Origin of the sequence: Microbacterium sp. IO18, from assembly GCF_049099505.1 — a bacterium.
Classification (GTDB): Bacteria; Actinomycetota; Actinomycetes; order Actinomycetales; family Microbacteriaceae; genus Microbacterium; species Microbacterium aurugineum.
Window position 1 is genome coordinate 508,180 of record NZ_JBMJAF010000001.1, and the last position, 11,662, is coordinate 519,841.

Genomic DNA, 11,662 nt, shown 5'->3' on the forward strand with positions numbered 1-11,662 from the left:
GGTAGGATCTGTCACTGCGCTGCGGCCACCGCCGCTCCGCGGAACGTTCGCGAAGGAGAGCTGGATGACCGACCAGGATTCGACTCGGACCCCCTATGTACCCAACGAGACGGCGCATCCGTGGCGCCGGTTCGTGGCACTCGGCGACTCGTTCACCGAGGGGATCGGCGACCCCGATCCGGCACATCCGGGAAGCCACCGCGGCTGGGCTGACCGCGTCGCCGAAGTCCTCGCCGCGCAGGTCGACGACTTCGCTTATGCGAACCTCGCGGTGCGCGGCAAGCTGATCGCGCAGATCGTCGCCGACCAGATCGAGCCCGCGGTGGCGCTGCGCCCGGACCTCGTGTCCATCTGCGCCGGCGGCAACGACGTGATCCGCCCGGGCACCGATCCGGACGCGATCGCCAGCCAACTCGACGACGCCGTCGCCCGCCTCGCTTCGACGGGGGCGGCAGTGCTGCTCTTCACCGGTATCGACACCGGCTTCACGCCGGTGTTCCGCGCCTTCCGAGGGAAGGTCGCGATCTACAACGAGAACGTCCGTGCGATCGCCGAGCGCCACGACTGCATCGTCGCCGACCAGTGGGCGCTCAAGGTCGTGCAGGACATGCGCTTCTTCGACGACGACCGCCTCCACTACAACGCACTCGGCCACCACGAAGTCGCCCGGATGGTGCTGCGCGCCCTCAACGTCCCGAACGATCTCGAGTCCATGCAGCCCGAGCCCTTCCCGCTGCGGACCTGGCGGGAGGCGCGGTCGGAAGACCTCGGATGGGCGCGGGAGCATCTGGTCCCGTGGGTGCTCCGTCGGCTGCGGCACCAGTCATCCGGCGACAACATCGCCGCCAAGCGGCCCGAGCCCTCGCCGGTCGTGCTGCCCGAAAGGGACTGAGCTTCAGCGCTGCATCGCCCAGAGCGCGACCGCGGCCGCCGATGCCACGTTCAGCGAGTCCACTCCCCCGCTCATCGGGATCGTGACGATGTGATCGGCCGCGTCGAGCGCCGTCCGGGAGAGACCATCCCCCTCGGAGCCCATCACGAGTGCGACGCGCTCCGGCCGTGCGGCTGCGTACGCATCGAGCGACACGGCATCATCGCGCAAGGCGAGCGCAGCGATGTCGAACCCGGCGGCGTGGAGGTCCTCGACCGCGGAGCCCCAGTCGACGATGCGTGTCCACGGCACCTGGAACACCGTTCCCATGCTGACTCGGACGCTCCGCCGGTACAGCGGATCCGCGCCACCCGGCGACACCAGGACGGCATCGGCGCCCAGTCCGGCCGCCGCCCGGAAGGCCGCCCCCACGTTCGTGTGATCGCCGATGTTCTCCAGGATGAGGACGAGCGTCGCCCCTTCCAGCACCGTGCGAACGGACGGCAGCTCCGGGCGGTGCATCGACGCGATCGTCCCGCGATGCACGGCGAAGCCGGTGACGGCCTCGGCGACCTCGTCGGGGACGACGTACACCGGCACGTCGAAGTCACCGACGATCGCACGGATGTCCTCCACCCGGCGCTCCTGCACCAGGACGGAGCGCGGAAGGTGTCCGGCGGCGATCGCCCGGGCGATGACCTTCGTCGATTCCGCGATGTACAGCCCGCCCGCCGGTTCGTTCATTGCTCTGAGAGCCGTGTCCGTGAGCCCGCGGTAGTCGTCGAGGCGTGGATCGTGGACGTCGGTCACCGGGAACAGTTGCACGACTCCCACTCTGCCACCGCCGCGCTCGACGCGCGCACGGGGCGTCTCGCGCGATCCCCCGTCGACGCCACACCGTAGACTCGCTCGAGGAGGTCCCCGTGAGCGTGTCGAACACCGCCGAGCTGTCGGCCACCGTCGCCTACGCCGCAGAGCTGCTGCACGGCAAGCGCATCGCCCTCCTGACCGGAGCAGGCATCTCCACCGACTCGGGCATCCCCGCCTACCGCGGCGAGGGAGCCCGAACGCGCAGCGACCCGATGACGATCCAGACCTATCTCGGCGACGAAGCGGCGCGGCGACGCTACTGGGTGGGCGGGCATCTGGGCTGGCGTGCCTTCGCCAGTGCCGCCCCCAACCCCGGGCACACAGCTCTTGCTCGACTCGAAGCCGCCGGCAAAGTGTCCGGGATCATCACCCAGAACGTCGACGGACTGCATCTGCGTGCCGGAAGCTCCCACGTGATCGAGGTGCACGGCACGATGCGCCGGGTGCTCTGCCTGCACTGCGGCCAGGTCTTCGATCGCCGCGACATCGCCGTGCAGATCGAGGAACGCAATCCCTGGATCACCGTCCCCGAGAACATCGCTCTCGCGCCGGACGGCGACGTCCTCCCCGAGAGCACGGACGGCTTCATCGTTCCGGTGTGCACGGTGTGCGACGGGATGCTGAAGCCGGATGTGGTCTTCTTCGGCGAGTACGTGCCGCAGGACCGCTTCCGCGCGGCCGAGTCGCTGCTCCGCTCCAGCTCCGCTCTGATCGTCGCCGGCTCGTCGCTGGTGGTCAACTCAGGGGTGCGCCTCGTCGAGCGCGCCCGCCGCCGCAGCATCCCCCTCATCATCGTCAACCGGGAGCCGACGCGTGCGGACACCTGGGCCGATCTCACCATCGCCGCAGGTACCAGCGACGTGCTCCCCGCACTCCAGGAGCTCCTCACGTGACCTACCTCACGCTCGTCCGCCATGGCCAGACCGACTGGAACCTCGCGCGGCGCATCCAGGGATCGACCGACATCCCGCTGAACGAGACCGGTCGGGAAGACGCGCGTTGGGCTGCGGAGAAGCTCGCGGGCACGACCCATCACGCCGTGTACTCGAGTCCGCTGCTTCGGGCTAGGGAGACGGCGGAGATCATCGCGGACAGGCTCGGACTGGAGCTCGCCGCCGTCGTCCCGGACATCCGCGAGCGTGAATTCGGCGACGGCGAAGGGCTGCTCGTCGAGGACTACATCCGCACCTACGGAGACTGGCACGCCGAGGTGCCGGGTGCGGAGACGCTGCACGAGGTGGGTGTGCGCGCCATCGCCGCGCTCCACGCGATCGACCGCGAAGCGCGGCGCCGTTCGGCTCCGCAGGCGGAGTCCGTTCTGGTCGTCGCGCACGGCGGCGTGATCCGCGCGGTGATCGACCACGTCTCCGGTGGCACGCTCCCCCGTGAAGGCGATGTCCTGCGCAACGGCTCCGTGCACCACTTCGTCGCGGCCCCCGGGTACCTGCGCCTGCTGGAGGAGTCACCGGTCCTCTGAGCTGATCCTCGCGCGCGCTGTCAGCGTGCGCGGGAGACGACGGAGCGCGCGTGGCGAAGCACGGGTTCGTCGATCATGCGTCCTTCGAATCGGAACACACCGCGTTCGCTCTCGGCGGCTGCGAGCACCGCACGCGCCCAGTCGATGCTCGTGTCATCGGGCCGGTAGGCGGCACGGATGAGCTCGACCTGACTCGGGTGGATGCAGGCGGTCGCGCGGAAACCGGAGGCGGCGGCATCCCGCGCCTCCCGCTGAAGGCCGTCCGAATCGTCGAGATCGATGTGCACGGCGTCGATGGCCGCCTTGCCGTGTGCGCCCGCCTCGAGGAGAACACGCGCGCGAGCGTACCGAGCGATGTCGCGATAGCCTCCGTCGGCGTTCCGTGACGAGGTCCCTCCGAGCGAGGCGACGAGGTCCTCGGCGCCCCACATCATCGCGGACACCGTCGGGTGCGCGGCGATGCGGTCCGCCGCGTGGACGCCACGGGCGGTCTCGCAGAGGGCGATCAGCGAGTAGCGCTCATCGAATGCCGCCAGGCTCTCCGCGCTCTCCGTCTTCGCGACCATCACGGTGCGAAAGTCGGTCTGCGCCAGCGCCGAGAGGTCGGCTATGAAGGCATCAGTGTCCGGGGCGTTGACCCGCACGATCACGCGGTCAGGATCGATGTCGGCGGCGATCACGTTCCGGCGCGCGGCATCCTTCGCATCCGGGAGCACGGCATCCTCGAGGTCGAGGATGACGGCATCGGCTCGCTCAGAGGCCTTCTGGAAGCGCTCAGGGCGATCGGCGGGGCAGAACAGCAAAGCGGGCCCGAGGTCGAAATTCACGCCGTGGCTCCTTCCGGAAGGCAGTGCACGAGCACAGAGCGCACGGCGGTGGCGACGACCGTCCCATCCTGGTTGCGTCCGGTGTGCGCGATCTTCACGATGCCCTGCCCCGGTCGCGATGAGGACAGCCGCTTCTCCACGATGACGCTCTCGGTATAGAGCGTGTCGCCGGCGAACAGCGGATGCGGGAATGCCACGTCACCGAAGCCGAGTTGTGCCACGAGGGTCCCCTGCGTCAACTGGGCGACCGAGGAGCCCACCATCGTCGAGAGGGTCCACATCGAGTTCATCAGCCGCGCGTGGAACGGATCCTGCGCATCGGCGAACGCCGCATCGAGATGGAGCGCCTGCGTGTTCATGGTCAGTGTCGTGAAGAGAACGTTGTCGGCCTCGGTCGCCGTACGCCCCGGACGGTGCAGGTAACGGGCGTCGATCTCGAACTCCTCGTAGTACAGCCCCCGCTGGAGGATGTCGTGCGTGGTCATACCGGCCACGCTACCCGGCGAGCCCGAGACCCCGCGCGATCACGAGGAGCTGTACTTCGGTGGTGCCCTCGCCGATCTCGAGGATCTTCGAGTCGCGGTAGTGACGCGCCACGGGGAACTCGTTCATGAACCCGTTCCCTCCGAAGATCTGGGTCGCATCCCTGGCATTGTCCATCGCGGCTTCGCCGCCGACGAGCTTGGCGATCGCCGCCGCCTCGGCGAAGGGCTTGCCCGCATCCCGCAGCCTGGCGGCGTGGTGCCAGGCGAGTCGGGCGGTGTGCACCCGCGCACGCATCCGTGCCAGCGTGAACTGCGCGTTCTGCCGAGTGCTCAGCGCGGCGCCGAAGATGGTGCGGCTCTGGGCGTACTCGACAGCGGCCTCCAGACACCCCTCGGCTGCACCGGTCGACAGCGCCGCGATCGCGATGCGCCCTTCGTCGAGGATGCTCAGGAAGCTGCGGAAGCCCGTTCCCCGCTCACCCAGCAGGTTCGATGCGGGCACCCGGGCACCGTCGAAGGTCAGTGGATGCGTGTCGGACGCGTTCCAGCCCACCTTGTCGTACGGTGCCTCGACCGTGAACCCCGGCGTGCCATTGGGGACGATGATCGTGGAGATCTCCTTGCGACCGTTCTCGTTCCCCGTGACGGCGGTGACGGTCACGAAGCGCGTGATGGGCGTGCCCGAGTTGGTGATGAACTGCTTCGAGCCGTCGATGACCCATTCGTCACCGTCGAGTCGGGCCGTGGTCCTGGTGGCACCGGCATCGCTTCCCGCTTCCGGCTCGGTGAGACCGAAACCCGCCAACGCTCGTCCTGCGAGAAGATCCGGCAGCAGCTCGCGGCGCTGCTCCTCGGTGCCGAAGCGGAAGATCGGCATCGCGCCCAGGCTGACACCTGCCTCGAGTGTGATCGCGATCGACTGATCCACGCGACCGAGGGCCTCGATCGCGATGCCGAGCGCCATGTAGTCGCCGCCCTGGCCGCCGTACTCCTCCGGGAACGGAAGTCCGAACAATCCGAGATCGCCCATCTGCGCCACGACATCCATCGACAGCGTGTGCGAGCGGTCGGCCTCGTAGGCCTGCGGCGCGACGACGGTGTCGGCGAACTCCCGCACCATGGCGGCGAGCTCGCGCTCCTCCTCGGACAGATCTTCCATGTTCAGCTCTCCTCCGTCGTCACACGGGCGACCGGTTGGTCGCGCCGTACCTGGTCGCCGACCGCGACCAGCAGATGCACCACCCCGTCGTGGGGTGCGAGCACAGGGTGTTCCATCTTCATCGCCTCGATAGAGACGAGTGCATCACCGGCGGACACCGGATCCCCGTCCGCGACGTGCACCGCGACGACGCTGCCCGGCATCGGGGCGCGTCCTTCCGGTTCCGTCGCCGCAACCCCCGCGTCACGCGCGGACAGTCGTCGCAGCATCCGCTGCTTCCGGTCGAGGGGCCGGAGGCGCACGGTGCGACCGCCCTCGGCGACCCACACGGCTCCATCGCCATCCACGGCGGCATGGATCGCTTCGCGCGATCCGGTGGGAGACGTCTCCGTGAGCGTGATCTCGTCGTCGGCGTCCGTGAGTGCGACGAACGGTGCGCCTGCCACCTCGGCAGCCCCCAAGCGCCACCCCGGAAGCTCACGCCACAGGGGGCTCGTCCGCACCGGCTCGGCGTGCCCGGAAACCGCCTCGTGCGCCGCGGTGAGCTGCGCCAACGAAGGCCTTTCCGCGTCGAACGGAAGCAGGGTGTCGATGAGACCCGTGTCGAGGTCGCCGGCGAGGACGCGCTCGTCCTGACAGAGGGCCCGGAGGAACGCGATGTTCGTCTCGACGCCCAGCACGACCGTGCGGGCGAGCGCCTCATCGAGCCGAGCCAGAGCAGTGGCACGGTCATCTGCGAACGCGATAACCTTCGCGATCATCGGGTCGTAGTAACCCGTCACCGCGCTTCCGGTCTCGATCGCGGCGTCGACGCGGACACCGATGGGGGGCTCGAACAGCAGAACAGTCCCGGTCGAGGGGAGGAATCCGCGCTCCGGCGACTCCGCGTACACGCGGGCCTCCACGGCGTGACCGCGTAGACGTGGTGCGATCGCGAGCGGAAGCCCATCCGCGGCACGGAGTTGAAGAGCGACGAGATCGAGCCCGGTGACCTCCTCGGTCACCGGGTGCTCCACCTGCAGCCGGGTGTTCATCTCGATGAAGAACACCTCATCGGGAGCATCGGCGTCGATGAGGAACTCGACGGTGCCCGCGCCGACGTACTCGACACTCTCAGCCGCGAGGACGGCCGCCGCGAGCAGCTGTTCCCGGGTATGTGCGGGGATGCCGGCGGACGGTGCCTCCTCGATGACCTTCTGGTGCCGTCGCTGCAGCGTGCATTCCCGTTCGCCGAGCGCGACGACCGTCCCGTGCGCATCTCCGAAGACCTGAACCTCGATGTGCCGAGGGCGCCTGATCAGGCGTTCGAGGATCAGAGCATCGTCCCCGAACGCCGCGGCCGCCACACGTCGTGCGGAGGCGAGCGCACCTGGAAGCCCCTTCGCGTCGGCGACGACCTCCATGCCTTTGCCGCCGCCGCCGGCGCTGGGCTTCACCAGCAGCGGGTACCCGACACGCTCCGCCTCCTCGGCGATCTCGAGATCGGACAGGCCCTTGGCGTCGAAGCCGGGGACCACGGGAACGCCGTAGCGCAGGACATGGTCACGAGCGCGCGCTTTGTCCCCCATGATCTGCAGAGCCTTCACCGAGGGGCCGATGAAGACGATGCCGCTCTCCGCGCAGGCCTCCGCGAGTCCGACGCTCTCGGAGAGGAACCCGTAGCCGGGGTGGATGGCCTGGGCACCGGTGCTGCGGGCGGCGGCGATCACGGCATCGATGTCGAGGTACGACTCCGCCGCCGGTGCAGGACCGATCCGCACGGCGACGTCCGCCTCGCGCACGTGCGGTGCCGAGGCATCGGCGTCGCTGTACACCGCGACGCTGCGGATGCCGAGGGCGCGGAGGGTGCGGATCACGCGCCTGGCGATCTCGCCGCGGTTGGCGACGAGGACGGTGTGGAAGGAGATCTCGGGTGACGACGACATGGCACTCACATCCGGAAGACGCCGAAGCGCGGTTCGGGCAGCGGACTACGGGCGACGACATCGAGGGCGAGGCCCAGGAGGTCGCGGGTCTGAGCGGGATCGACGATGCCGTCGTCCCACAGTCGAGCAGTCGCGTAGTACGGCTCTCCCTGATGCTCATACTGTTCGCGGATCGGCGACTCGAAGGCGGCGCGCTCGGCACTGCTCCAGCTCTCGCCGCGCGCGGAGAGCTGGTCTTCCTTGACGGTCGCGAGAACCGAAGCCGCTTGCGTCCCGCCCATCACGGAGATGCGGCTGGCCGGCCAGGTCCAGAGGAAGCGGGGTGAGTAGGCCCGTCCGCACATCGAGTAGTTGCCCGCCCCGAAGGATCCGCCGATGATGACCGTGAGCTTCGGCACCCTCGTACTCGCGACAGCTGTCACCATCTTCGCGCCGTCCTTGGCGATACCACCGGCCTCGGCATCGGAGCCGACCATGAATCCCGTGATGTTCTGCAGGAAGAGCAGAGGGATACCCCGCTGGTCGCACAGCTCGATGAAGTGCGCTCCCTTGAGCGCGGACTCGCTGAACAGCACCCCGTTGTTCGCGACGACACCGACGGGATGCCCGTGGAGTCGGGCGAAGCCGGTGATCAGAGTCGTGCCGTACTCGGGCTTGAACTCGAGGAAGGTATCGCCGTCGACCAGCCGCGCGATGACCTCGTGCACGTCGTAGGCGGCGTTGACGTCGACCGGAACCGCGTCGTAGAGACTGGACGGATCCGACGGCGGCCGGCTGGTGGCAACTTCCCACGCGGGTGCTGCGGGCGGGGGAAGCGTGGCGACGATGTCACGAAGGATCTCGAGTGCGTGCTCATCGTCTTCGGCGAGATGGTCGACCACGCCGCTGCGTCGTGCGTGCAACTCACCGCCGCCGAGCTCCTCCGCGGTCACGACCTCGCCGATCGCGGCCTTCACGAGCGGTGGGCCGCCGAGGAAGATGGTGCCCTGCCCCTTGACGATCACGGTCTCGTCACTCATCGCGGGAACGTAGGCGCCACCCGCCGTGCAGGAGCCGAGCACGGCGGCGAGCTGCGGGATACCTTCCGCGGACATGCGCGCCTGGTTGAAGAAGATCCGGCCGAAATGCTCCCGGTCCGGGAACACCTCGTCCTGCTTCGGCAGGAATGCCCCTCCCGAGTCGACCAGGTAGAGGCACGGCAGACGGTTCTCGAGCGCGATCTCCTGGGCCCGCAGGTGCTTCTTGACGGTGAGGGGGAAGTAGGTGCCTCCCTTCACCGTCGCGTCGTTGCAGACGACCATCACGTGACGGCCGTGGACGAGACCGACGCCGGCGATCACACCTGCTCCCGGGGCCTCTCCCCCGTACAGACCGTCGGCCGCGAGCGGGGCCACCTCCAGGAAGGGGCTACCTTCGTCGAGGACCCGTGCGACACGGTCGCGCGGGAGGAGCTTCCCCCGGGAGACATGGCGTTCACGGGACGCCTCCGGTCCGCCGAGCGCGGCCGTCGCAAGGCGTTCTCGCAGCTCCCGCGCGAGTGACTCCTGAGTTGCGGGCATCGTGATGTCCTCCTCGACCCACGTCCGCGCAGGCGACAGCCCTGGCGCGGTGCATGCACTTTCGGTTAGTGTTCACTAACCCGTTGCTTCAGGTTAGCGAGGATTAACTGAGATGACAAGCCCGGTCACCGCCCGAGACCGCGCCAAGGCCGAACGGTCCGATGCGATCCTGCACGCCGCCGCGCGGCTCTTCGCCGCGCGCGGGTACAGCGGCGTGAGCCTGGAGGACATCGGCGCAGCCGTCGGCGTCTCCGGTCCCGCCGTCTACCGCCACTTCGCGGGCAAGCAAGCCCTGCTGGGCGCAGTTCTCGTCAAGGTCAGCGAGGACCTCATCCGAGGGGGTCAGCGCGTCGCCGAGGAAGCTCCGACCGCCGACGAGCGGATGCGCGCGTTGATCCGCTTCCACGTCGACTTCGCTCTGGGCAACGCCGAGGTCATCCAGGTGCAGGATCGTGACCTGGCTTATCTGAGCGACTCCGACCGCGCCGATGTCCGCCGATTGCAGCGTTCCTACATCGAGCTCTGGATGTCAGCGCTGTCGCCGTTGCACGCGGCTGCCGAGGGCGGCGTCGACCAAGACGAGCTGCGCCTCCGTGTCCAGGCGTGTTTCGGACTCATCAACTCCACCCCTCACAGCACGCGCGCCGCTGCCAGGCAGCGCTCCGCCACCGCGACCGTGCTGATCGCGATGGCGGAGGCCGCTCTGCGCGCGACTACCTGAGGAGCATCGCTCTTCCCGGTTCCTCGAGGATGTCGGCGACGTCCTTGAGGAACCGCGCTCCTTCTGCGCCGTCCACCAAGCGGTGGTCGAACGAGAGACTGAGCGTCATGAGGTCACGAAGCGCGATCTCGCCGCGGTGCTCCCACGGCTGTCGCCGAACAGCACCGATCGCCAGGATCCCGGACTGCCCCGGCGGGAGGATGGGCGTGCCTGCATCGACTCCGAAGACGCCGATGTTCGAGATCGAGAACGTGCCGCCCGCGAGCTCGGCGGGCGATGTCTTTCCCGCGCGCGCGACCTCGGCCAGCGACTTCACCGCATCCGCCAGGCCGAGCAGCGTGAGCTGTTCCGCGTCCCTGATCATCGGGACGATGAGGCCTCGATCCGTCGCGGCGGCGATCCCGAGGTCCACGTAGTTGTACTGGACGATCTCGCCGGCCGCCTCATCCCACCGGGAGTTCAGACCAGGAGTGCGCCCCAGCGCGAGGCAGACCGCCTTCGCCACGACGGTCAGCGGGCCGATGCGGTGCTCGGCGAGCGAACGGTCTTCGCGGAGGCGGGCGAGGAGTTCCATCGTCCCGGTCACGTCGACCGTGTGGAAGACGGTGACGTGCGGTGCCGTGAACGCGCTCTGCACCATCGCCGCAGCCGTGTGTCTGCGCACACCGCGGATCGGGATGCGCGTCTCGCGCTGTTCGTCGCCGAGAGCTGCGGCACTGGACGGCACGGTCGATCCGCTCACCGCGTCTTCCTCGCCCCCTGTCCCCACGGCGCCGACCCGCTCCGCATAGGCGTCGACGTCCGCGCGGGTGACGACGCGGTCGCCCACCTCGGCTGCGACGAGCACCAGATCGATCCCGAGACGTTTCGCATGGGCGCGCACCGGTGGTGTCGATCGCGGCCGCTCGATCGGGGCCTCGACGGCCGCGGACGAGGTGGCATCATGCGGCGCCGCCTCGAGGACCGCCGTGTCGACCGCAGTCGCGGTGACGCCGACTCGCCGGGCACGTCGCGCTGGACGTCCCGCAGACGTGGGTGCCGCTCCATAACCGACGAGGTTGGGCTGGGCCTTCTCCCCCGATGCGGCGGCCGGAGTCGGCCCGCTCTCGTCGCCGACCACGTCGAAGTCGATCAGGGGTGCTCCGACGGCGACGGTCTCGCCGGCCTCGGCGTGGAGCGTCGCCACCGTTCCGGCATAGGGAGAGGGAAGTTCCACGATCGCTTTCGCGGTCTCGACCTCGGCGAGCGTCTGGTTGAGCGTGACCGTGTCGCCGGGAGAGACCAGCCAGGACACCACTTCGGCCTCGGTGAGCCCTTCCCCGAGATCGGGAAGGCGGAACTCGGCGTTCATGCGTCTGCTCCCGTCAAGCTGTTCGGCCGATCCAGCACGCGATCGACCGCGTCGAGCAGGCGATCGAGGTCGGGCAGGTGGTACTTCTCGAGCTTCGCCGGCGGGTACGGGATGTCGTGTCCGGTGACGCGCAGCGGCGCCGACTCGAGGTATTCGAAGCAGCGCTCGGTGATGCTGGCGATCACCTCGGCCGCGACGCCGGCCTCACGGGAGGCCTCGTGGGCGACGACGACTCGTCCGGTCTTCCGCACGGAGGCGGCGACCGAGTCGTAGTCGACCGGCGAGAGCGAGCGCAGATCGATGACCTCCAGGGAGATGCCCTCGTCTTCTGCAGCCTCGGCAGCCTGGAGCGCGGTCGACACCATGGCTCCGTACGTGATGAGCGTCGCGGGGGGGGGGGGGAAGGAGACAAAAGCC

The 11,662-nt window shown here is 68.9% G+C and carries 12 protein-coding genes; 4 read left to right on the forward strand and 8 right to left on the reverse strand.

The features are described from left to right. Window positions 1-64: 64 nt before the first annotated feature. A complete protein-coding gene (locus ACLF6J_RS02515) occupies window positions 65-892 on the forward strand; it encodes an SGNH/GDSL hydrolase family protein (RefSeq protein ID WP_047519624.1) in 828 nt (275 codons plus the stop codon). A 3-nt stretch (window positions 893-895) separates the two neighbouring features. Here the strand turns inward: ACLF6J_RS02515 and ACLF6J_RS02520 are convergent, their stop codons facing one another. Then, window positions 896-1,696: a TrmH family RNA methyltransferase gene (locus tag ACLF6J_RS02520; RefSeq protein WP_047519725.1), complete on the reverse strand. Its 801-nt coding sequence runs from the start codon at window positions 1,694-1,696 to the stop codon at window positions 896-898. Window positions 1,697-1,794: 98 nt separating this feature from the next. Here ACLF6J_RS02520 and ACLF6J_RS02525 point away from each other — a divergent pair, with 98 nt between their 5' ends. Both ACLF6J_RS02525 and ACLF6J_RS02530 read left to right on the forward strand, forming a co-directional pair. Next, on the forward strand, window positions 1,795-2,634 hold the full coding sequence (locus tag ACLF6J_RS02525) for a Sir2 family NAD-dependent protein deacetylase (RefSeq protein WP_134353700.1): 840 nt from the start codon (window positions 1,795-1,797) through the stop codon (window positions 2,632-2,634). Beyond that, entirely contained in the window at window positions 2,631-3,218 is a 588-nt protein-coding gene (locus ACLF6J_RS02530) for a histidine phosphatase family protein (RefSeq protein ID WP_134353699.1), read from the forward strand. Before ACLF6J_RS02525 ends, ACLF6J_RS02530 begins: the two co-directional genes overlap by 4 nt. 20 nt (window positions 3,219-3,238) lie before the next feature. Here ACLF6J_RS02530 and ACLF6J_RS02535 read toward each other — a convergent pair whose 3' ends face one another. Genes ACLF6J_RS02535 through ACLF6J_RS02555 form a run of 5 tightly spaced genes read right to left on the reverse strand, consistent with a single transcriptional unit; the run spans window position 3,239 to window position 9,173 of the window. Next, window positions 3,239-4,045 carry an HpcH/HpaI aldolase/citrate lyase family protein gene (locus ACLF6J_RS02535; protein ID WP_134353698.1) on the reverse strand — a complete coding sequence of 269 codons (807 nt, stop codon included), beginning with the start codon at window positions 4,043-4,045 and terminating at the stop codon, window positions 3,239-3,241. After that, window positions 4,042-4,530, reverse strand: a complete 489-nt coding sequence (locus ACLF6J_RS02540) for a MaoC family dehydratase (protein ID WP_047519727.1) — start codon at window positions 4,528-4,530, stop codon at window positions 4,042-4,044. Before ACLF6J_RS02540 ends, ACLF6J_RS02535 begins: the two co-directional genes overlap by 4 nt. A gap of 10 nt (window positions 4,531-4,540) precedes the next feature. Beyond that, complete coding sequence (locus ACLF6J_RS02545; RefSeq protein ID WP_134353697.1) at window positions 4,541-5,689, reverse strand: acyl-CoA dehydrogenase family protein; 1,149 nt, start codon at window positions 5,687-5,689, stop codon at window positions 4,541-4,543. 2 nt (window positions 5,690-5,691) lie between these two features. Then, complete coding sequence (locus tag ACLF6J_RS02550) at window positions 5,692-7,614, reverse strand: acetyl/propionyl/methylcrotonyl-CoA carboxylase subunit alpha (protein ID WP_134353696.1); 1,923 nt, start codon at window positions 7,612-7,614, stop codon at window positions 5,692-5,694. Window positions 7,615-7,619: 5 nt separating this feature from the next. After that, entirely contained in the window at window positions 7,620-9,173 is a 1,554-nt protein-coding gene (locus tag ACLF6J_RS02555) for a carboxyl transferase domain-containing protein (protein ID WP_131490999.1), read from the reverse strand. A 112-nt stretch (window positions 9,174-9,285) separates the two neighbouring features. Here ACLF6J_RS02555 and ACLF6J_RS02560 point away from each other — a divergent pair, with 112 nt between their 5' ends. Next, a complete protein-coding gene (locus ACLF6J_RS02560; protein WP_134353695.1) occupies window positions 9,286-9,894 on the forward strand; it encodes a TetR/AcrR family transcriptional regulator in 609 nt (202 codons plus the stop codon). Here ACLF6J_RS02560 and ACLF6J_RS02565 read toward each other — a convergent pair. Together ACLF6J_RS02565 and ACLF6J_RS02570 are read right to left on the reverse strand one after the other, a co-directional pair. Further along, the gene (locus ACLF6J_RS02565) at window positions 9,887-11,245 is read right to left on the reverse strand and encodes a dihydrolipoamide acetyltransferase family protein (RefSeq protein ID WP_134353694.1); all 1,359 of its coding nucleotides are present in this window, start codon (window positions 11,243-11,245) and stop codon (window positions 9,887-9,889) included. The genes ACLF6J_RS02560 and ACLF6J_RS02565 overlap by 8 nt on opposite strands. Continuing rightward, window positions 11,242-11,662: transketolase C-terminal domain-containing protein (locus tag ACLF6J_RS02570; RefSeq protein WP_421076816.1), on the reverse strand; the 421-nt coding region annotated here is incomplete at its 5' end. The genes ACLF6J_RS02570 and ACLF6J_RS02565, both read right to left, overlap by 4 nt.